Here is a 21,050-nt window from a genome sequence, read left to right on the forward strand (position 1 = left end):
TGCGGCGGCGGGACCAGACTTAGAAAACCTCGTCCCCCGGATTCTGGTTTCGCAAATGCGTGCATCAGAGAGTGAGGAAACGCATGGTGTGTCGGGATTTGCGCTGATCGCTTCATGGAAATGTCACGAAGCCCCTTTTCTCGGGCGCGTTATGCGCCTATATGAGCCTTGCCGGGTGCAAATCCGGCTATGGCGATAAACGGTCGATGGAATAAGCCTATTGGACCCGGGGGCGGTACCCGGCGCCTCCACCAAAAACTGGCCTCCGCTTTGGGTGGCCCGCTTTTGATGGGGGCGAAATAGGATCGACAAGGGTGTAAAGATCGAACTTTTGCTCGGCATGATACCGCCGTTATCGGGTCACAAGTGTAGTTGCAAATGACAACAACGCTAAGGAATACGCTCTCGCTGCCTAATGGCGGTGTGGGAATTCCGACTTAAGCCCTTACGGTTAGCCCCGTAAGGCGGGGTTCGGAGGTACCTGGCAACAGAAACCTCCACCTTCTCCATTTCGCCAGACTTGTTTATAAGATAACCAGAATTGCTTATGTGGTGAAATGACTCGCGCAGCGCGGGGCTTTTCCGTTGCTGCGATGTAAGACATTGCGTATACTTGGTTAAAAGACGTTCGAATAGGAAAGACAGGACCGTATGGGGCAGGATCATATCCGTTACGACATTCTCGCACAGGATGCCCTTCGCGGCGTTATTCGCAAGGTATTGAGCGAAGTTGCGGCGACGACGAGGCTGCCGGGCGACCATCACTTTTTCATCACCTTCCTGACTGGCGCGCCGGGCGTTCGGATTTCACAGCATTTGAAGTCCAAATATGCCGAGCAGATGACCATCGTCATCCAGCACCAGTTCTGGGACATGAAGGTTACTGAAACACAGTTCGAAATTGGCCTGTCCTTCTCCGATACGCCAGAAAAGCTGGTCATTCCTTTCAATGCCATCAGAGGCTTTTACGATCCTTCGGTGAACTTCGAGCTTGAGTTCGATGTTCCCCTCGCTGACGAGGAAGAGGTCGTGGAAGCGGAAATCACCGCTTATCCCGTTTCAGCAGAAGCCAAGGCTGCACCTTCTGACGAGGCGAAGCCGGATGAGGAAAAGAAGGCTGGTTCTGTTGTTTCGCTGGACGCTTTCCGCAAGAACAAGTGATAGCACGGCGCGGATCAGGAGATTGTTTTGACAGGCGATATCGTCAATCTGCGCCAGTTTCGCAAACAGAAGATCCGATCTGAAAAAGAAAAGCAGGCGGAGCAGAACCGCCTGACTTTCGGTCGTACAAAGGCAGAGAAAAACCTGACATCTGCCTTGAATGACAAGGCTACTCGGGCGCTCGATCAAGGCAAGCTCGACAAGGGTGATGCAGAGGGCGACCACGACAACAAGGGCTGACGTCAGCCCATCATCTATTTCCCGTTCCACCCGTCCATGGTCTGCGCATAAGTAACATGCGGCATGAGGTGAGGGTGCGTATCCGGCACGCGGGGATGGATGAAGTCCCGCGAGGCGTCGCGGGTGAGGCCGATGCGCTTCATGACGGCAATCGAACGGTGATTGTCCTGAACCGCGAACGACACGATTTCCGGTATCCTCTTTTCATCGAACGCCATGGCCAGCAATGATTTGGCTGCTTCCGTAACATAGCCATGGCCCCAGAAGCGCGGTGCCAGCCGCCAGCCTATTTCCAGCGCGCTATCGGCAAATATGCCTTCCAGATTGGCGGGCGCGATGCCGCAAAAGCCGATGGCTTCACCCGTTTCACGCAGTTGAACCGCATAGAAACCATAGCCGGTGGCGTGGATCATCTCGTTGGTACGCACCATCGTGGCGTCTGACTCGGCATGGCTGCGGCAGGTGGGGAAAAATTCCATCACCTTGGGATCGGCATTGATGAGCCGAAAAAGATGACGATCAACCGGCTTCCAGTCGCGCAGAATCAGCCTCGGTGTTCCACAGATAATCATGGAGTGACGAAGTCTGACTTTCTGTAGCCCTGAAGATAAAGAAGTGCGGTGAGATCGCTGTGATCGATGCGGATTTTTGCTTCAGCTGCCACTGCCGGTTTGGCGTGAAGCGCAACGCCTGCACCTGCAAGATGCAGCATGCCCAGATCATTGGCGCCATCGCCCACCGCCATCGCGTCCTCAGGTGAAATGCCAAGCTTCGTGGCGATGTCGTTCAGCGCATCGACCTTGGCCTGCTTGCCGAGAATGGGTTCGGCAACGGTGCCATCCAGTAGCCCGTCTTTCTCGCCCAGAATATTGGCGCGGTTTTCATCAAAGCCCAGCGTGGCGGCGATGCGGCTGGTGAAGACGGTGAAGCCGCCGGACACCAGAGCTGTGTAATGCCCCTTGGCCTTCATGGTGGCGATCAGTTCCAAACCGCCCGGTGTCAGCGTGATCCGCTTTTCGATAACCTCATCCACGACAGAGATCGGCAGGCCCTTGAGCAGGGCGACGCGCTCACGCAGCGCTGGCTCAAACGCAATCTCGCCATTCATAGCGCGGGCCGTGATGATGGACACCTGTTCCTTCAAACCAACTTCGGCGGCCAGCTCATCAATGCACTCCTGCCCGATCATGGTTGAGTCCATATCTGCGATCAGGATTTTCTTGCGGCGTTGGTCCTGTTCCTGAATGGCGATGTCGATGGGTCTGTCGACGATGGCCATGCGCAGCACGCGTTCGGCTGCCGCCACATCCGTGCCATCGCGCAACACCAGGTCACAGGCAATTCCATCCGCCAGCCAATAAAGCCCGGATGCGTTGAGGGCACTGGCCGCGCTTTCCGCAATCGTTGAATTGAGAACAGGATTTGACGGATTGGCGATAAGCGTGGCAACGAGAGCCATGATGAGAAACCTTGATGACGACTTCGATGCGATCCTGATAACCGGCCCGACGGCAAGCGGCAAGTCCGCGCTTGCGCTTCAATGGGCGCGGGAGAACAATGGTGTCGTCATCAATGCAGACAGCATGCAGGTTTATGACACATTGCAGGTGCTGACCGCGCGTCCTTCTGCAGAGGAGATGGAGGGCGTGCCGCACCATCTTTACGGCCACGTCCCAGCCGCCCGGCTTTATTCCACCGGCGAGTGGCTGCGTGAAACGGCGGCCCTTGTTGAGAGGATGCGGGGCGAGAATCGCCTTCCGGTGATTGTTGGCGGGACCGGGCTGTATTTCAAGGCTTTGACGGGCGGCCTCTCAGATATGCCAGCCATTCCGGCTGATATCCGCGAGAGCTATCGGGCGCGTCTGGTGGAGAGTGGACCGGCTGCGCTTTACGAAGAGCTTACCCAGCGCGACCCGGAAACCGCAGCCAGCCTGCGACCGACCGACGGGCAACGCATCGTGCGTGCGCTGGAGGTTATGGCAGCAACGGGGCAATCCATCCGCACCTTCCAGCAGGCGCGTGGTCCCATGATTATCGATCCCGACCGGGCTAGGAAATTCGTAGTTCTGCCGGAACGAGCCGTGCTGCATGAGCGAATCAATCATCGATTCGGTTTGATGATGCAGAGCGGGGCGGTGGAAGAGGTGAAGGCGCTTCTGGCGCAGGAGCTTTCTTCCGACGCAACCGCGATGAAAGCCATTGGCGTTTCCCAGATTGCCGAGATGCTGGCAGGAAGGATGACGCAGGCAGAGGTGATTGAGAAATCCGCTGCCGCGACGCGCCAATACGCCAAGAGACAGATGACGTGGTTTCGCAACCAGATGGGTGAGGACTGGGAGCGGGTGGACCCGTTGCGCAGCGGCGGCGTGACACTGCGCAGGTAGGGAAGCCTGCCGTCTCAGTCCTTCTTATAAAGACTGCCGAGAGGTGTCTTCAGCAAGCTGTCACGTAAAGAAGGCCGCTGCTCCTGGCTGTAAGGTTGGGGCGCAATGGGAGCAGGCCTCGGCGCCGGTTCTGTCGCTGCCGTTCGCGGGGGCATCTGCGGCCTTGGGGCAAAGCCCGAACTTCGCGGCAGCATTTCTGGCCGGTAGGGTTCGTTGCCGCTGCTCTCTTCGTTGAAATTGCTTTTCCAGCTATCGAACTCTTCCTCGTCTGCATCCTGCGCCATTGTTGCGTCATAGCTCTGGCGGAAGCCGGAAATATCGGGGCCGGTAACGGCGCGCATGCGTTTGACGATGGAGCGAAGGTCAACCGTATCAGGCGTATCTTCTGCGATATGCGGCATGATGCCATTGGCCTTGGGAAGGCTGTGAGCGGCGACGCGATCGAACTTGATGCGCATCGGCACGCTGATGGCCTCACCAAAGGCGATGGCCTCACCATTGCCGATGGACGACAAAAAGCTGGTGGTGGAGACGGACGAATTGGGGATGGCCGAGCGAATGATTTCCTGATCGTTTTCGTTGGAAAGCCGCATGGCAAACACGGTGGAACACTGCGACAGGATCGTCTGGTCCAACTCTCCGGGGCGCTGGGTGATGATGCCGAGTGACACGCCGTATTTGCGGCCTTCCTTGGCGATACGAGCTATGGCCTGACGGGTTGGGAAGAAGCCGAGAGCGGGATCTGCCGGGACGTAACGGTGGGCTTCTTCGCAGACGACCAGTGTATGAATGGCGCCCTGGCTCCACAAGGCCAACTCAAACGCCATGCGGCAGAGGACCGAGGCGACGGAATTCACGACTTCGGACGGAATGCCCGCGAGCTGGAACACGGAGATGGGCTTGCCTTCTCCCGGCACGCGGAAAATATGCGCGACTGTTTCCATGATCGTATCGGTGATCGTGCTGTTGGAGAACATGAAGTGATAGCGCGGATCATTGATGGCGGCCATGATGCGCATCTTCAGGGTTCGCAGCGCTGGCTTTTCATCCCGGCCTTCCAGCCGCCCGATCCGCTCGTCGATCAGCGCCAGAAGATCGGCTATACGGTAGGGCACCGGCGTATCTGCCGTGAGCGAGGACTTTTCCGAGGCGCGGCGCATGACGGAGTTATCTGCGCCGCGAAAGGCGCGTTTGGCTTCCGGTATCAGATCGCGCAAAACGTCCAGCTCTTCGGCCACGGGTTTGCGGCCGCGATAGAGAACTTCGGTGAACTCCTCCAGCTTCATCAGCCAGAAGGGCAGGTCCAGCGTATCCGTATCGATGACGACTGAGGTCATCGGGAAGGCTGCGGCATATTCATTGTGCGGATCGAGAATAAGGACGCGCAGCTTCGGGTCCTTGGAAATCGCCTTGCTGAGCAGAAGGGACACGGCTGTCGATTTGCCGACGCCGGTGGAGCCGAGGACGGCGAAGTGCTTGGACAGCATCTGCGGAATGCTGATCGTCGCATCGATCGTGTCATCCTGCGTCAGGCGTCCGACGACGCATGCGCCCGCTTCCTGCGTTTCGTAAATCCGCATCAGATCGCTGGATCGGATGCGATGGGCGACGGCGCCGAGATAAGGGTAGCGCGAAATGCCGGTCGAGAAGCGTTCAATACCTTCCGCGGTTGGACGGATTTCGCCCAGAAGCTCCACCTCGATCAGGAGTGTATTGTGGCGCTCGTTCGACCATTCGACATTATCAGTTCTCATGGCGTAGGTGAGGGCGGCGACCCGTGTTTCGCCCAGATCAATGGAAATGAGCCGGCCCACCGACCACAGTTCCGCAAGGTCTGTCTTTCCGGGTTCGGTGGTGGCTGAAATTGTGGCACGGGAACCAGTGCAGGAAATGACGCGCCCGAGCAGGCGATTGGCAGCCATCAGCTCGTCGCGGCGATCATGCTCGCCCGCATGTGCCGATTTGCGAAGGTCGTCGTTGAACACGTTTCGCCCCTGTCATAGGTCTTGTCTATTTTTATCGTCTGGACGTTCCGGGTTCGTCCAGCCATTCCCCCTGAATTTAGATGGTTGCCTTTAACAACTTGTATAGGAAGGGCGAAATTTTGTTTCGCTTACGGATCGATTCCCGCAATAAATGAAATTTTTTCCGTAGCGTGCGTTGACGGACGTTAACTTTGTGGCTAACACTCCGACCCATGAAAAATCTTAACGTACTTATCGTGGTGGGACGGCGCATGGGCAGGATGGTGTAACCATCCGGCGAAAGCACCCATGCGCTGAACGAGGCTCCTCCAGGGGCCTTTTTTTATGTCTTTCACTCGGGCCAGATGGCCCAACGATATCCAAAGCCAAATCGGGATGGAACAGGCAATGACGGATAAGGACAATACGGAAAACAGCAACACCATGACGGGCGCGGAAATCGTTCTGCGTGCGTTGAAAGACAACGGCGTCGAGCATATTTTCGGCTATCCGGGCGGTGCAGTTCTTCCGATCTATGACGAGATTTTCCAGCAGGACGATATCCAGCACATTCTGGTGCGCCACGAGCAGGGTGCTGGCCACGCCGCTGAAGGCTACGCCCGTTCAACCGGCAAAGTTGGCGTCATGCTCGTAACCTCCGGTCCCGGTGCCACCAATGCCGTGACGCCGTTGCAGGATGCGTTGATGGACAGCATCCCGCTCGTCTGTATTTCCGGTCAAGTTCCCACATCGCTGATTGGCTCGGATGCCTTTCAGGAATGCGATACCGTTGGCATTACGCGCCCTTGCACCAAGCACAACTGGCTGGTCAAGGACGTCAATGAACTGGCTGGCGTCATCCATGAAGCGTTCCGCATTGCCCAGACGGGTCGTCCCGGCCCTGTTGTTGTCGATGTTCCCAAGGACATTCAGTTTGCGACCGGCACCTATACGCCTCCATCCGCTGCCGTCCAGCAGAAGAGCTACAAGCCGCGTGTTCAGGGTGATATCAACGCCATTCACGCAGCTGTTGAGCTGATGTCGAAGGCGCGTCGGCCTGTTCTCTACACCGGTGGCGGCGTCATCAACTCCGGTCCGGATGCGACACGCCTGTTGCGCGAACTGGTTCAGCTGACCGGTTTCCCAATCACCTCGACCCTGATGGGCCTCGGCTGCTATCCGGCATCGGGTGAAAAGTGGCTGGGCATGCTGGGCATGCACGGTTCCTATGAAGCCAATATGGCCATGCATGATTGCGATGTCATGATCTGCGTCGGTGCGCGGTTCGATGACCGTATCACCGGTCGTCTGAACGCGTTTTCGCCCAATTCCAAGAAGATCCACATCGATATCGATCCATCCTCCATCAACAAGAACGTCCGCGTGGATATTCCTGTTGTTGGCGATATTGCGCATGTTCTGGAAGATATGGTTCGCCTGTGGCGGGCGCTGCCGCAGCGCCCGGACAAGGCGCAAACGCAGGATTGGCACGAGCAGATCGAGCGTTGGCGTGCGCGCAAGTCCTTTGCCTACACCCAGTCCAAAGACGTTATCATGCCGCAATATGCGATCCAGCGTCTTTACGAGGCATCCAAGGGCCGCGAAACCTACATCACCACGGAAGTGGGCCAGCACCAGATGTGGGCGGCGCAGTTCTTCGGCTTTGAGGAGCCGAACCGCTGGATGACATCGGGTGGTCTCGGCACCATGGGTTATGGTCTGCCCGCAGCCATCGGCGTGCAGGTTGCTCACCCGGACGCGCTGGTCATCGATATTGCCGGAGACGCATCGATCCAGATGTGCATTCAGGAAATGTCTTGCGCGATCCAGTACAATCTGCCGGTCAAGATCTTCATCCTGAACAACCAGTATATGGGCATGGTGCGCCAGTGGCAGCAATTGCTGCACGGCAACCGCCTGTCCAACTCCTACACGGAAGCCATGCCTGATTTCGTCAAACTGGCGGAAGCTTATGGCGGCGTTGGCATGTATTGCGATGACCCGGCTGAACTGGATGGCAAGATTGCCGAGATGATTGCCGTCGACAAACCTGTCATCTTCGATTGCCGCGTGGCCAATCTCGCCAACTGCTTCCCGATGATCCCATCGGGCAAGGCACATAACGAGATGCTGTTGCCGGATGAAGCCACCGACGAAGCCGTTGCCAACGCTATTGACGCAAAGGGCCGTCAGCTAGTCTGATCGGGAGAGGAACACGGATATGAACGCACATCTACAGCCCACCGGTTCGGCCTACTTCATTCAGAAGGAAACCGAAACTGTTGAAAACCACACGCTATCGGTGCTCGTTTCCAACGAACCGGGTGTTCTTGCCCGCGTGATCGGCCTGTTTTCCGGTCGCGGCTACAACATTGAAAGCCTGACGGTTTCGGAAACGGAGCATGAGGCGCACCTGTCGCGCATCACCATCGTCACGCGCGGCACGCCGGGTGTTCTCGAGCAGATCAAGTCGCAGCTCGAGCGCATCGTGCCCGTTCACCGCGTCGTGGACCTGACCGTCCGCGCCCGCCAGAACGGCCAGGATCGCCCCATCGAGCGCGAAGTTGCGCTCATCAAGGTGGCCGCTAAGGGTGAAGACCGCGCCGAGACGCTGCGTCTTGCCGATGCCTTCCACGCCAAGGTGGTGGATGCCACGCTGGAGCATTTCATCTTCGAAATCACCGGCAAGTCGTCCAAGATCGACCAGTTCCTGACCATCATCAAGCCACTGGGTCTCATCGAGGTTTGCCGCACGGGCATCGCTGCGATGAATCGTGGTTCGCAGGGAATGTAATCTCTTTGATCGATTGATTGGGAGAAAGCCCGCGGCTTTGCTGCGGGCTTTTTTCGTTGGTCAGGCGGATAAGATGTTTATTGCAGGACTGCTACTATTGTAGAACAGCATCGCAATCCTGCACCTCCATGCGCGCATTTTTTTAAAGTGTGGATAGATTGCAAAATGAAATTAAAATGCCTTCGAAGGTTTTAGCCATGTCAAAACGTCTCCGGCAATTAGACCAAGCGCTGTTCTGGCGAAGCTACCTTTTGACCGTCGGCTTCTTGATGTTCTCCGGCGCTAGCGTCGTGGGTTATGCGGCTTGGAACGGATCACTTGAGTTAGAGTGGTGGGGTGTGCTGGTGACCTCCGCTATTATTCTCGGCGGTGCTTTGCTCTTCGGTTTCGGAATATTTGGCCGAAATTCCAAAATGGAAGGTTGGGCCGATGTTGCCTCGACGCACGAAGCAGCCATCATTCTCGTCGTTATCAGCTATCCGGTGTATCTGATCCTAAAGCTTTTTTATCGCCCGCGTTAGGCCGCAATGCCCGGGAGAGATGTTTCGTTTCAAGTCGTTGTGACTTTGAGTCTGGAAAACGGTCCAAGGAGCTGAATAATCATAGCATTTCCAGCGCGGTCTTTTTCACAGGCGGCGGAAACACCGCGTCGAGCGCTTCCCAATCTTCGTCGCTGATCTCAAGATCCGTCGCGCCTCGGTTTTCTTCCACACGCTGCGCGTTGGAGGATTTCGGGATGGCCATCACGCCGTCGCGCTCCAGCAGGAATGCGAGCGCCACTTGCGCAGGGGTTGCCTGATAGGCTTTGGCGATGCGGATGAGTTCGTGATTGGACAGGATGCGTCCCTGTTCGACGGGCGAATAGGCCATCACAGCCACACCATGGCTCTGGCACCAAGGCAGCAGGTCAAACTCCGGTCCTCGGCGAGAGAGGTTGTAGAGCACCTGATTGGCGGCGCAGTTTTTGCCTTCGGCAATCGAGAAGAGTTCTTCCATGTCATCGGTATCGAAGTTGGATACGCCCCAATCGGCAATCTTGCCTTCAGCTTTCAATCTTTCGAAGGCATCAACCGTTTCTTCCAGCGGGTAGGAGCCGCGCCAGTGGAGCAAATAGAGGTCGAGGCGCTCGGTTCCCAGACGTTTCAGGCTGCGCTCGCAGGCTTCAATCGTGCCCTTGGCGCTGGCATTGAACGGGTAAACCTTGCTGACGAGAAACACATCATCACGCAAATCTGTAATCGCCTTGCCGACGATCTCCTCTGATTTGCCGTCTCCGTACATTTCAGCAGTATCGATAACGGACATGCCAAGCTCCACAGATTTGCGGATGCTGGCGATCTCGTTTGCGGCTTTTGCGCTGTCGTCGCCCATATTCCATGTGCCTATGCCCAAAGCCGGAACAGTTCTGCCGGATGGTAGGGTGATGGTTGGGATGTCGTCATACATGTGAGCGCTCCGGGTTGATGTCATCTGCATCTTAAACCCACGAGCCACGAGGTCGATCCATAAAAATTGGGTGCTCGATCTCAGCGTGATATAAAAAAGGCCCAGGGTTTCCCCTGGGCCTTTTGTGGATTTGGATGGATCAAAACTCTTCCCAGTTGCTGTGAGCTGCGGCAGCCGACGCGCCGCCGCCGAAAGCGCCTGCGATCTTGCGGCCAAGTGCACGGGCAGGGGATGGTGCGGGTCTCGACGCGGTTGAGGCTGCTCTGACCGGGGCGCCCTGTGTCGGTGCCGTCCAGCTATTGCTGTCTGACGAAGCCAGGTTGAAGCGTGATATCAACTGGTTGAGAGATGCGGCTTCCTTCGCAAGGCTGTGGCTGGCCGCTGTCGATTGCTCGACCATGGCTGCGTTCTGCTGCGTGCCCTGATCCATCGTGTTAACGGCGGTGTTGATTTCCTGAAGTCCAACAGACTGTTCACGCGAGGATTCAACAATCGCGGTGATGTGGCGGTTGATTTCCTGAACCTCGCCGACAATCACCTCAAGCGCACGACCGGTTTCACCAACAAGGTTGACGCCAGAGCGGACATGCTCGCCGGATGTTGTGATCAGCGCCTTGATTTCCTTGGCGGCCTTTGCAGAACGCTGCGCCAGTTCACGCACTTCCTGCGCAACAACGGCAAAGCCCTTGCCTGCGTCACCCGCACGCGCGGCTTCTACACCGGCGTTCAGGGCCAGCAGGTTGGTCTGGAAGGCGATTTCATCGATGACGCTGATGATGTTGGTGATTTCACCGGAGGAGCGCTCGATCTCGTTCATGGCAGTGACGGCCTGACGAACCACATTGCCGGACTTTTCCGCACCTTCGCGAGCCTTGGAAACAAGGTGGCCGACTTCTTCTGCGCGGTTGCTGCTGTCTTTCACCGTCGTGGTGATTTCTTCCAGCGCGGCAGCTGTTTGTTCAACGGAGGCAGCCTGCTGCTCGGTGCGCTTGGAAAGATCATCGGCGGCGGAACGGATTTCGTTTGCACCGGCGTCGATGCCGCGAGCGTTTTTGCCGACGGAAACGAGTGCTTCATTCAGCTTTGCGAGCGAGTTGTTGAAGTCGCCTCTCAGCCTGTCGAGATGGGCGGCGAACGGAGCGGTGATGCGATATGCGACATTGCCATCGGACAGCTGGCCAAGACCCTTTGCCAGTTCATCGACAGCCAGCTGGATTTCTGCCGCTTCCTGCGCCTTCTGGGCTTCCTGTTCCTGACGCTGCTTGTCGCTCATGGAACGGTTTGCCTGCGCCTCGCGCTCCATGTTGATCTTGGCGATTGCGTTGTCCTTGAAGACCTGCACGGTTTCCGCCATCACGCCGATTTCGTCCTTGCGTCCAACGCCGGGAATTTCCACCTGCGTCTCGCCATTGGCAAGGCGCTTCATGGCTGCAGTCATCGCCAGCAATGGTCTGGAAATGCCGCTGCCAATCGCAAGACCTGCCATGAGCGCGATGACGATTGCGCCGACAATGCTGCCCCAGATCATGGTCTTGGCTGAGGATATGGACGCTTCGTTGGCGGCGTTGCGTTTGGCCAGCAGTGCGCTTTCCTCGCCCTGAAACTCCTTGATGAAGCCGCGGAGGCCATCAAAATAGGTCTTGCCCTGGGATGCGTCCAATTGCTTGTTCATATCGCCGAGGGTTGTCGTGTCAGCCAATGCGCCGCGCGCCTTGATCTGAGGTTCGGCGAACATCTTTTGCCAGTCACCGATTGCCTTCTCGATCTTGTCGAGGCGACCAACCTGAGTTGGATTATCGCTGACCGTCTTTTTCAGATCGCTGATTGTCTTGTAAATGGCCTGTTCGCCCTGGCGGTAAGGGGCCAGAAAGTCCTGCTTGCCTGTGATGATGAAGCCGCGCATGCCCGTTTCCATGTCAACGGCTGCAGCGGTGATGTCATCCGTTGTCTGCAAGACTTTATAAGTGTGTTCAACCCAGTGCGTGCTTTTGTCCATTGAAGCGATATTGTTCAGCGAAATAGCGCCAATAGCAATCGCAAGTATAACAGGTGCAGCTGTGCCTAAAACGACTTTCGACTTTGTCGAAAGATTTTGGAAAGAAAACATAGTTCGTCGACCCCTAATTCACGTTATGTCATTTCAATCAAAACGGCGTCATACCGAACAAGATCTGTCCAGAAATCTCGTTTGATGCGCGTATTCAGTCGCGCGATTTTGATCTTTGGAATGGCGTGAATAAACTATCCCTAATAGTTCATCCTTATAATCGGTAGTATATTAAACAAATTTATCGTTCGTTAATGGTCAATTATTGTATTTTAACGAATAAGGAATTACTTATATGGCGCTATATTGTTGCTTTGACTTGTAGGTGTGTGGTCGTCAGTGACCCTGCCATTTCCGTCATTCGTTCTTTTTTTGTTGCGCCTCACGCTCGAATCCTGCGAAGAGAGCGCATGCAATTATCTCCACAACAGGATGAAGCCCTGAAGGCTGTTTCGCGCTGGCTGAAGGAAGGCCGGACGCCGGTTTTTCGGCTGTTCGGTTACGCCGGAACGGGCAAGACGACGCTTGCAAAGCACTTTGCCGAACATGTAGATGGTGAAGTCCTTTTTGCAGCCTTTACCGGCAAGGCGGCGCAGGTTTTGCGCTCCCGCGGGGCAACAAATGCCCGCACGATCCATTCCCTGATCTATCGCCCCCGGGGCGAGGAAGCGGTGGAGGATGAAGAGACGGGCAAGACATCCATCTCGCCCATGTTCTCCATCAACCGCCAGAGCCCGCTTGCCAAGGCAGCTCTTATCATCATCGATGAGTGCTCGATGGTGGATGAGGCCCTTGGCCGCGACCTGATGAGCTTCAGCACGCCTATTCTCGTGCTGGGTGATCCCGGCCAGTTGCCGCCGATATCCGGTGGAGGGTTCTTTACCGAGCAAGAGCCGGATTTCCTGCTGTCTGAAATCCATCGTCAGGCGAAGGATAATCCCATCATCCAGCTTGCCATGGACGTGCGTGAAGGCAAGGAAATCATGCGCGGCGACTATGGTGCAGCCCAGGTCATTTCCAAGGATGAGGTGACGCAGGGGCTTGTGCTGGATGCGGATCAGGTTCTGGTCGGCACCAACCGGACCCGCAAGCGGTATAACCAGCGCCTGCGTGAGCTCAAGGGTTTCAGTGCTGATTATCCGCAATCCGGTGACAAGCTGGTGTGCCTGCGAAATGATCCCGCAAAGGGTCTGCTCAATGGCTCCCTTTGGCAGGTCATGAGTTCATCACGCGAGACCGTGAAGCCCGGCATCAACCTGATGATCCGTCCCGAAGACGATGATATGGATCGCGGCGCGGCCAAGATTAAGTTGCTCAAAGCTGCTTTCGAAGAAAGCGAGACCGAGATACCCTGGACCACGCGCAAGCGCTATGACGAGTTCGATTATGGCTATGCGCTGACCGTCCACAAATCGCAGGGATCGCAATGGAACAATGTTGTTCTGTTCGATGAAAGCTTTGCGTTTCGTGATTCCCGCGAAAGATGGCTTTACACCGCCATCACCCGGGCCGCTGAAACACTGACGATAGTTCGCTGACCGGCGGAAGCGCACTCACTACCGTGAGTGCTATTCCTCGTTCTGGCTGATCAGGCCCAGCTGCAGGCTTTTTGCGACTGCCTGATAACGGTCGGAAGCGCCGACTTTTTCCAGAATCACAGCTTCCAGTCGCTCATGCTCTTCCACAGGAACGCCCAATGTGCGCGCAAGCCTTGCGGGCGCATAGCCTTCAGCCATTAGCTCTAGGCATTCGCGCTCACGCGTTGTCAATCTGACGTCTGTTGCTGTTTTGGTTTGCGCTGCGCCAACGGGGTGCTGCTCTTCGGGCGCAAGTGCATCGTTGATCTTCTGCATTTGCACGCTGAGCTTCGAAAGCTCGGCATTCACTTCTTTTTTGCGCGCTGCAAGAGCGGCCTGAAAGAGATCATCGGCTTCAGCCTGCGTTGCAGCTGTAGAAAGATCCTGCATGATGAGCTGCACTGTGGCGATAGGGATGCCGATATCGCGGCAGAAGTTCACCACTGCCATGCGGCGTATATCGGCATGCGAATATACGCGCATGATGCCTGAACGGCGCGAGGCTATGATGCCTTTTTCCTCGTAAAAATGCAGCGTTCTATGGGTAACGTCGAACATTTTCGCCATATCGGCAATTCCGACCGGCTCAGGAGGCATATTTGAAGGCATACGGATGTCAGGGAGAAAATTCTTCGCACTGACAGCAGATAGATCCCTGTTTGGCATTTTTCTGGGCTTTCCTGCATCGCTCATGGGCGTCGCTTTCCAGCCGGCATTTTTCCCCGCTTCGATGACGACACCAAATTGGATATGTTTTTCGCGATCTATGACCGCATCAAAATATTCGTTAGACATAATACATTCCCAGCCCCAACTGCCTCTAGAATGCAGGCGGCAGAACTTGGTTCCGAAGTTTTCAATTATTTTCGGCAAGTCGCTTGCGGCAAACGGCAGAGTGGGGGAAACAGTGGGCTCCCACATTGAAAAAACGGTCCGACCATGCCAGCCAAACTCTCCGTCAATCTCAACGCCATCGCAATGCTTCGCAACCGCCGGGATCTGCCTTGGCCTGACGTCGCAAATTTTGGCCGCATCGCGCTGGCGGCCGGTGCCAGCGGGCTGACGGTCCATCCCCGTCCGGACCAACGCCACATCCGTTTTTCCGATCTGCCGGTCTTGCGCGCTTTGATCGATGACGAATACCCAGAAGCCGAATTCAACATCGAGGGCTATCCGTCCGAAGATTTTCTGTTGCTGTGCGAGGAAGCGCAGCCCGAGCAGGTGACGCTTGTGCCTGATGACCCATCGCAGGCGACATCCGATCACGGTTGGGATTTTCGAAAGCACTCTACTTTCTTGAAGGAAACAGTTGCGCGCCTGACCGCAGGCGGTATGCGCGTTTCCCTCTTTGCAGATGGCGATGGTGACAAGGACGCGGTGCAACTGGCCGCCGATACGCGTGCCGCCCGGATCGAGCTTTATACCGGCCCCTATGGCGGCGGTTACGATAAGCCCGAGGAAGCGCAGATGTGGCTGGAGAAATTAGGCGCGACTGCCGATCACGCCAAAGCCCTGGGACTTGGTGTTAATGCAGGTCACGATCTGACGGTTGCCAATCTGCCAGCCCTGATGGGGAGAATTCCCTATCTGGCGGAGGTTTCCATTGGCCACGGGCTGACGGCGGATGCCCTGGAATATGGCATGGGGGAAACGGTACGGCGTTTTTGCCGCGCCTGCGGTCAGTCTATTTCATAACTATCGTCAATTTTAGCGCCTATACTGCCAAGCCGTGCACCGTTTGCACGGCTTGTTTGTTTTGGAAGGCGGATATCATGCAAAATCATCACGTGGTCGTTGTCGGAGGTGGTTTTGGCGGCCTGCAAGTCGTTCACGGGCTTAAAGGAGCCCCGGTTCGCATCACACTGATCGACCGTCGCAACCACCATTTATTTCAGCCTTTGCTTTACCAAGTTGCGACTACGGCGCTTGCGACCTCCGAAATCGCCTGGCCCATAAGGCGGCTGTACCGCGACCGGGCAGAGGTCACCACGCTGCTGGCGGAAGTTGGCGGCATTGATCGCGAAAGCCGCACCGTGCTTTTGAAATCGGGTGAGGCCGTGCCTTTCGATACGCTGGTTCTGGCCACCGGTGCCCGCCATGCCTATTTCGGCAACGACGCCTGGGAAAAGCATGCCCCCGGTTTGAAAACGCTGGAGGATGCCACGACCATCCGCCGCCGTCTGTTGCTGGCATTCGAGCGCGCCGAGTTGGCCAAGACCGATGAGGAGATACAGGCACACCTGACCTTTGTCGTGATTGGTGCCGGGCCAACGGGTGTCGAAATGGCGGGCATGATCGCAGAGCTTGCCCACCGGGTCTTGCCACCGGAGTTTCGCAATGTGGATACGCGCAAGACCCGGGTTTTGCTGGTAGAGGCGGGGCCGCGGGTTCTCCCTGCCTTTACCGAAGACCTTTCGGCCTACACCAAGCGTGCGCTGGAACGGCTTGGCGTGGAGGTTCTGCTCGGCACGCCTGTTTCGGCTTGCACCGAAGATGGCGTGACGATTGGCGACGTGTTTACGCCCGCCCGCACCATGATCTGGGCCGCAGGTGTGCAGGCCTCACCAGCGGCCAAATGGCTTGGTTCGGACGCCGACAGGGCAGGGCGTGCGGAGGTTGGTCCGCATCTGAACATCGCCAGTGATCCGAATATTTTCGTTATCGGAGATACCGCGTCTGTCATGCAGGAGAATGGCAAGCCGGTTCCGGGTGTCGCGCCCGCCGCAAAGCAACAGGGCGCCTACGTGGCCGAGGTTATCAAGGCGCGGCTTGCGGGCAAGGCGGAGCAGCCTGTGTTCCGCTACCGCCATCAGGGCAATCTCGCCACCATCGGCAAGAGCGCGGCAGTGGCGGATTTCGGCAAGATCAAGCTCACCGGCGTGGTGGCTTGGTGGATATGGGGCCTTGCTCATATCTACTTCCTCATCGGCACCCGCTCGCGTCTGGCAGTGGCGTGGAGCTGGCTCTGGATCTATCTCAGCGGGCAGCACAGTGCGCGGTTGATTACGCAGAAAGAGACACTGAAGGACGAAGGGTGATTGGCGGGTTCGCCAATCTATTCGAGCCCATGATGACTGACTTCGATTCTGGTTAAAACCTTTCCCTCCGTCACCCTCGGGCTTGTCCCGAGGGTCTAACCACGTTTGCTGTTGGGGTGCGTTAGATCCTCGGGACAGGCCCGAGGATGACGTTGCGTGTGACGAATGTAGGTAACAAACATGCCCGATGATGGCCCATTTCCAGAGCCACTATCGCAAATCTCAGGCTGACAGCAATGCTGCCTTGTGCGCTTCAAAGAAAGCCTCGAGCGTCTGTGGCTTTTGCCCCGTGAGCTTTTCGTAATCATCTGTGACGATATCGAAGTTACCAGCAGCAATGTTGGCATCGGCTGATGCGAGCATCTGTGCAACGAAGGAAGGAAGGCCTGCGCCTTCTATGCCCTTTTGCAAATCGGCTGGTGAAACCTTGATGACGGCCAGCGGTTTGCCGGTGACCTTCGAGATCATCTCGGCAATCTGGTCGGCGTTGAGTGATTGCGGGCCTGTGATGTCGTAGGTCTTGTTTTCAGCCTTGCCTTTGGCCAGAACCGCAGCCGCAGCGCGTGCGCAGTCGTCGCGGGAAATGTTCGGAACCTTGCCGTCAGCCATTGCAGTAAACCACTGACCGGCCTCAACATTGTGCGGCATGCCATGCATGTAGTTCTCATGGTACCATGCGTTGCGCAGGATGGTGTAAGGCACGCCGCTTGCCTTGATGGCCTCTTCGGTGCCCAGATGATCCGGCGCGAAGGTGACCAGCGATGTGTCCGGCTTCTGCATGGATGTGTAGGCAATGTGCTTGATGCCAGCCTTTGTCGCCGCTGCCACGGCTGCCTTGTGCTGCGTCAGGCGCTGGCCGGGAACGGCAAGAGCATCTGTGGAAATAAGCAGGGCTGTATCGATGCCTGCAAAGGCTGCGTCGAGGGAAGCTGCGTCATCAAAATCGGCTGTGCGGGTTTCCACACCCTTTGCTGCTAGCGCAGAAAGTTTGGATGTGTCGCGGCTTGCAGCAACGATGTTGGATGCGTTTACGCCATAGGATTCCAACAGGTGGCGTATAACGGCCTGGCCGAGCTGGCCAGATGCGCCAGTCACAAGAATTTTGCTCATAACATATTCCTTTTTTGCAATTTGACGGAGTGCGGATTGCTGGTCTCAAAAAGAGAGTAAGTCTAAAATAGGAATTGACCGCTTTGTGTAAAGAAGGCATTTTTTAAGCCCTACGTTACCAAAAGGGAACCAGCATGAGTGCGACAATTGCCAGACTGAAGCCAACGGCTTCCGCGCCCCTGCCGGACTTCGCCAATCTGGATTTTGACAATTGCCCGGTGCGTGATCTTCTAAGTCATATTGGTGGCAAGTGGTCGACACTTCTGTTGCAAGCTCTCGCTGAGCGGCCCTATCGCTTCGGTGAGCTTCGCCGCATGGTGCCGGATATTTCCCAGCGCATGTTGACGCAGACATTGCGCGACCTTCAGCGCGATGGATACATTCACCGCGAGGTATTTCCGACCAAGCCGCCCAGCGTGGAATACAGCATGACCCCGCTGGGCCGCTCGCTTTACCGGCCTCTTTCAGAGGTCATCAACTGGGCGCTTGAGAACCACAATGCTGTTGTGGCTGCGCGAAAGCGATTTGAAGATCAGGCCTGATTGCTGGCTTGAATATCTCATCAAGAAAAACGCGTTCATTCGATGATGCTCACATTGCGACGCGTCAATTCGTCTTCTCCGTTCAAAAAAATGCTTGACCCTTAACGACGCTCCGCCTAAAACCACTCGAACCGTACGGTACGGTACATTTTGAGCAAATGGAGTGGGTAAGGTGGGGACCGATCCGATCACCGCGCAGGAGTTTTCGCCACGTCAGAACGCTGTTCTGGAGCAGGCTTTGCGTCTTCTGGTCGAGGGCGGAGAAAAAGCGCTGACGACTTCTGGTCTCGCGCGCGCTGCTAACTGTTCCAAGGAAAGCCTCTACAAATGGTTTGGCGATCGCGATGGCCTGCTGGCCGCGATGATCACTTTTCAGCAGAGCAAGGTCCGCACCTTCGAGAAGGCTGGCGACCGCGTTTCTGCCGCGCAATTGACAGAGCATCTCGAAGTTTTTGCCCATGATCTGCTGGACGTTCTGGCAGGCGATGTGTCGCTGGCGTTGAACCGTCTTGCCATCGGCCAGGCGAGCCGCGATGGCTCCAAGCTTGGCAATTTGTTGCTGGAGCGGGGTCGTCGCCAGATCGACAAGCGAGCACGCGGCCTCATCGAAGCTGGACGCCGTTCCGGTTATCTTCGCTTTGATGATCTCGAAGATGCTTATCGCAGTTTTTACGGCCTGATCGTCTCCGATCTGCATGTGCGCATGCTTCTCGGGGAAGCGCAGCAGGCCAAGGATTTCTCCGCCCGGGCGCGCAAGGCCGTATCAGCCTTTCTAACGCTTTACGGCACGGAGAAGGTACATTCGGAAACCGGCGGAAAAGCCGCCTGAGTTCCGGTCTAAACAACGTCACATATTTCAAGGAAGGACTACCGAAATGCGCGTCTATTACGATCGTGATGCCGATCTCAATCTCATCAAGGCGAAGAATGTCGCCATCGTCGGTTATGGTTCGCAGGGCCGCGCCCACGCGCTGAACCTGAAGGACAGCGGCGCGACCGGCGTCGTCATCGCGCTGAAGGCCGGTTCGCCGACCATCAAGAAGGCCGAAGCCGATGGCTTCAAGGTCATGACAGTTGCTGAAGCTGCCAAGTGGGCAGACCTTTTGATGATGGCAACGCCTGACGAACTTCAGGCCGACATCTACAAGGCAGAGATTGCCGACAACATTCGTGACGGTGCAGCGATTGCATTTGCGCACGGCCTCAACGTTCACTTCGGCCTTATCGAGCCTAAGGCTTCGCTCGACGTCGTCATGATCGCACCCAAGGGCCCTGGCCACACGGTTCGCGGCGAATACCAGAAGGGCGGCGGCGTTCCTTGCCTGGTTGCCGTTCACCAGAACGCTTCGGGCAACGCCCTTGAGGTTGCGCTTTCCTACGCTTGCGGCGTTGGTGGCGGTCGTTCCGGCATCATCGAAACCAACTTCCGCGAAGAGTGCGAAACAGACCTCTTCGGCGAACAGGTCGTTCTGTGCGGCGGCCTCGTTGAACTGATCCGCGCTGGTTTCGAGACCCTGACCGAAGCTGGCTACGCGCCTGAAATGGCCTATTTCGAGTGCCTGCACGAAGTGAAGCTGATCGTAGACCTGATCTACGAAGGCGGCATTGCCAACATGAACTACTCGATCTCCAACACAGCCGAGTGGGGCGAATACGTCACCGGTCCTCGCATCATCACTGCCGAAACAAAGGCTGAAATGAAGCGCGTTCTGACCGACATTCAGACCGGCAAGTTCACATCGGACTGGATGCAGGAATACCGCGCCGGTGGCTCGCGCTTCAAGGGCATCCGCCGCATGAACGACACCCACCAGATCGAAGAAGTCGGCGCCAAGCTGCGCGGCATGATGCCATGGATCGGCAAGAACAAGCTGGTCGACAAGGCTGTCAACTAAGCGTCAGTTCAAGACTGAATGAACGAAGGCCGGAGCGAAAGCTCCGGCCTTTTTCGTTTGCAACGGCAAGCTCTGAAAATGGCTGCATTTACAACTTGATACAACCTAGGTGTGCATAACTTTTTTTCCAGCTTTTCATATTTATGGCGCGCAACTAATGGATACGTAAATCAAAAGTAAATATCTGAGGTTGCATTTTGAGTATTTATTTAGAGAATTTGCAGCAGGACTTTGCGCTCACCCTGTCTGCGCGGGCGATTGTCCTGCCCAATATTTCCAGCGTCCGTTGCAAGGCCCGTCAGACTTCCAGTCGATGCACGATCAGGATGATGTCCAGCCGCATATGGCACGTGCAGGAGGCGCGGTGATGGCTCACGATCCTGCACGCGGCAAGCGTATACGCGAAGCCATTTCACAAAATAAGGTCCGCAAGATCCACGCGCTGGCTGCAGAGCTTGAGGTGTCTGTTGCGGCGGTGTCCCGTTGGCAGAATGGGGGCCATGCTTCGCTGGAAAGTGTCTGCTCCCTTGCCGAGGTGCTGGATGTGTCCCTCGATTGGCTGCTGCTGGGAAGGGGAACGATGGACTGGCACAGCGACAGGACGATTTCCGCGACGGAGCTGCAAGGGGTCATGATGTTGCGCAACAGGTCGAAGATTTTCCAGTCGCGCCTTCTTTCGCTGCTCGAAGCCATCTCTTTGGAACACGGAGAACGCTGAGCGCAATTCCACGCGAAAATTCACGCTCAGGTTAACAACTCAAGGTTGATATAGGCGTCAGATATCGCGATATTCGAGCGCAGGGACGCTGAGGTGGACTGGCACAAACCGAATACCAACAGGCCAGTCAGGCA

General features: G+C 56.4%; 20 protein-coding genes and 1 other RNA gene. 14 read left to right on the forward strand and 7 right to left on the reverse strand.

Going from position 1 to position 21,050, the window contains the following annotated elements:
* Positions 1 to 131: 131 nt before the first annotated feature.
* The 3 genes from ssrA to IFT53_RS08260 all read left to right on the forward strand — a co-directional run bounded on the left by ssrA (position 132) and on the right by IFT53_RS08260 (position 1,401).
* Positions 132 to 502: a transfer-messenger RNA gene (gene ssrA / locus IFT53_RS08250) on the forward strand.
* Positions 503 to 651: 149 nt separating this feature from the next.
* The gene (locus IFT53_RS08255) at positions 652 to 1,161 is read left to right on the forward strand and encodes an SspB family protein (protein ID WP_042616054.1); all 510 of its coding nucleotides are present in this window, start codon (positions 652 to 654) and stop codon (positions 1,159 to 1,161) included.
* A gap of 27 nt (positions 1,162 to 1,188) precedes the next feature.
* Positions 1,189 to 1,401, forward strand: coding sequence for a DUF4169 family protein (locus IFT53_RS08260; RefSeq protein ID WP_192064083.1), 213 nt, complete (start codon positions 1,189 to 1,191; stop codon positions 1,399 to 1,401).
* 14 nt (positions 1,402 to 1,415) lie between these two features.
* On the opposite strand, the gene IFT53_RS08265 is transcribed toward IFT53_RS08260, so the two are convergent.
* The gene (locus IFT53_RS08265) at positions 1,416 to 1,973 is read right to left on the reverse strand and encodes a GNAT family N-acetyltransferase (protein ID WP_192064082.1); all 558 of its coding nucleotides are present in this window, start codon (positions 1,971 to 1,973) and stop codon (positions 1,416 to 1,418) included.
* Positions 1,970 to 2,860: a phosphoserine phosphatase SerB gene (serB, locus tag IFT53_RS08270; RefSeq protein ID WP_192064081.1), complete on the reverse strand. Its 891-nt coding sequence runs from the start codon at positions 2,858 to 2,860 to the stop codon at positions 1,970 to 1,972. The genes IFT53_RS08265 and serB overlap by 4 nt, the downstream gene beginning before the upstream one ends.
* Between serB and miaA the strand changes: the two genes are divergently transcribed.
* Positions 2,859 to 3,785 (forward strand): tRNA (adenosine(37)-N6)-dimethylallyltransferase MiaA, encoded by a 927-nt coding sequence (gene miaA, locus IFT53_RS08275; RefSeq protein ID WP_192064080.1) that lies wholly within the window; start codon positions 2,859 to 2,861, stop codon positions 3,783 to 3,785. The genes serB and miaA overlap by 2 nt on opposite strands.
* A gap of 14 nt (positions 3,786 to 3,799) precedes the next feature.
* Here the strand turns inward: miaA and IFT53_RS08280 are convergent, their stop codons facing one another.
* Positions 3,800 to 5,770 (reverse strand): ATP-binding protein, encoded by a 1,971-nt coding sequence (locus IFT53_RS08280; protein ID WP_342365790.1) that lies wholly within the window; start codon positions 5,768 to 5,770, stop codon positions 3,800 to 3,802.
* A gap of 423 nt (positions 5,771 to 6,193) precedes the next feature.
* Here IFT53_RS08280 and IFT53_RS08285 point away from each other — a divergent pair, with 423 nt between their 5' ends.
* The 3 genes from IFT53_RS08285 to IFT53_RS08295 all read left to right on the forward strand — a co-directional run bounded on the left by IFT53_RS08285 (position 6,194) and on the right by IFT53_RS08295 (position 9,064).
* On the forward strand, positions 6,194 to 7,951 hold the full coding sequence (locus IFT53_RS08285) for an acetolactate synthase 3 large subunit (RefSeq protein WP_446737666.1): 1,758 nt from the start codon (positions 6,194 to 6,196) through the stop codon (positions 7,949 to 7,951).
* A gap of 19 nt (positions 7,952 to 7,970) precedes the next feature.
* Positions 7,971 to 8,543: an acetolactate synthase small subunit gene (gene ilvN, locus IFT53_RS08290; protein ID WP_192064079.1), complete on the forward strand. Its 573-nt coding sequence runs from the start codon at positions 7,971 to 7,973 to the stop codon at positions 8,541 to 8,543.
* Between the two features lie 176 nt (positions 8,544 to 8,719).
* Positions 8,720 to 9,064 carry a hypothetical protein gene (locus IFT53_RS08295; RefSeq protein WP_192064078.1) on the forward strand — a complete coding sequence of 115 codons (345 nt, stop codon included), beginning with the start codon at positions 8,720 to 8,722 and terminating at the stop codon, positions 9,062 to 9,064.
* 79 nt (positions 9,065 to 9,143) lie between these two features.
* Here IFT53_RS08295 and IFT53_RS08300 read toward each other — a convergent pair whose 3' ends face one another.
* Positions 9,144 to 9,989 carry an aldo/keto reductase gene (locus IFT53_RS08300; RefSeq protein WP_192064077.1) on the reverse strand — a complete coding sequence of 282 codons (846 nt, stop codon included), beginning with the start codon at positions 9,987 to 9,989 and terminating at the stop codon, positions 9,144 to 9,146.
* A 139-nt stretch (positions 9,990 to 10,128) separates the two neighbouring features.
* Positions 10,129 to 12,096 carry a methyl-accepting chemotaxis protein gene (locus IFT53_RS08305; protein WP_213014964.1) on the reverse strand — a complete coding sequence of 656 codons (1,968 nt, stop codon included), beginning with the start codon at positions 12,094 to 12,096 and terminating at the stop codon, positions 10,129 to 10,131.
* Positions 12,097 to 12,446: 350 nt separating this feature from the next.
* Between IFT53_RS08305 and IFT53_RS08310 the strand changes: the two genes are divergently transcribed.
* The gene (locus IFT53_RS08310; protein ID WP_042616044.1) at positions 12,447 to 13,574 is read left to right on the forward strand and encodes an ATP-dependent DNA helicase; all 1,128 of its coding nucleotides are present in this window, start codon (positions 12,447 to 12,449) and stop codon (positions 13,572 to 13,574) included.
* Positions 13,575 to 13,604: 30 nt separating this feature from the next.
* Here the strand turns inward: IFT53_RS08310 and IFT53_RS08315 are convergent, their stop codons facing one another.
* A complete protein-coding gene (locus tag IFT53_RS08315; RefSeq protein WP_244656246.1) occupies positions 13,605 to 14,408 on the reverse strand; it encodes a MerR family transcriptional regulator in 804 nt (267 codons plus the stop codon).
* Positions 14,409 to 14,552: 144 nt separating this feature from the next.
* On the opposite strand from IFT53_RS08315, the gene IFT53_RS08320 reads away from it, so the two are divergent.
* Positions 14,553 to 15,308 (forward strand): pyridoxine 5'-phosphate synthase, encoded by a 756-nt coding sequence (locus IFT53_RS08320; protein ID WP_192064076.1) that lies wholly within the window; start codon positions 14,553 to 14,555, stop codon positions 15,306 to 15,308.
* 77 nt (positions 15,309 to 15,385) lie between these two features.
* A complete protein-coding gene (locus tag IFT53_RS08325) occupies positions 15,386 to 16,651 on the forward strand; it encodes an NAD(P)/FAD-dependent oxidoreductase (RefSeq protein ID WP_192064075.1) in 1,266 nt (421 codons plus the stop codon).
* 222 nt (positions 16,652 to 16,873) lie between these two features.
* On the opposite strand, the gene IFT53_RS08330 is transcribed toward IFT53_RS08325, so the two are convergent.
* The gene (locus tag IFT53_RS08330; protein WP_192064074.1) at positions 16,874 to 17,761 is read right to left on the reverse strand and encodes an SDR family oxidoreductase; all 888 of its coding nucleotides are present in this window, start codon (positions 17,759 to 17,761) and stop codon (positions 16,874 to 16,876) included.
* A 134-nt stretch (positions 17,762 to 17,895) separates the two neighbouring features.
* Between IFT53_RS08330 and IFT53_RS08335 the strand changes: the two genes are divergently transcribed.
* The 4 genes from IFT53_RS08335 (at position 17,896) to IFT53_RS08350 (ending at position 20,916) form a co-directional block, all read left to right on the forward strand.
* On the forward strand, positions 17,896 to 18,303 hold the full coding sequence (locus tag IFT53_RS08335; RefSeq protein ID WP_192064073.1) for a winged helix-turn-helix transcriptional regulator: 408 nt from the start codon (positions 17,896 to 17,898) through the stop codon (positions 18,301 to 18,303).
* A 172-nt stretch (positions 18,304 to 18,475) separates the two neighbouring features.
* Positions 18,476 to 19,132 carry a TetR/AcrR family transcriptional regulator C-terminal domain-containing protein gene (locus IFT53_RS08340; RefSeq protein ID WP_192064464.1) on the forward strand — a complete coding sequence of 219 codons (657 nt, stop codon included), beginning with the start codon at positions 18,476 to 18,478 and terminating at the stop codon, positions 19,130 to 19,132.
* 46 nt (positions 19,133 to 19,178) lie between these two features.
* Positions 19,179 to 20,198 (forward strand): ketol-acid reductoisomerase, encoded by a 1,020-nt coding sequence (gene ilvC, locus IFT53_RS08345; protein WP_042616040.1) that lies wholly within the window; start codon positions 19,179 to 19,181, stop codon positions 20,196 to 20,198.
* A gap of 367 nt (positions 20,199 to 20,565) precedes the next feature.
* On the forward strand, positions 20,566 to 20,916 hold the full coding sequence (locus IFT53_RS08350) for a helix-turn-helix domain-containing protein (RefSeq protein ID WP_192064072.1): 351 nt from the start codon (positions 20,566 to 20,568) through the stop codon (positions 20,914 to 20,916).
* Positions 20,917 to 21,050 lie beyond the last annotated feature (134 nt).

This window comes from Rhizobium sp. CFBP 13644 (assembly GCF_014842165.1).
GTDB classification, from domain to species: Bacteria; Pseudomonadota; Alphaproteobacteria; order Rhizobiales; family Rhizobiaceae; genus Agrobacterium; species Agrobacterium tumefaciens_C.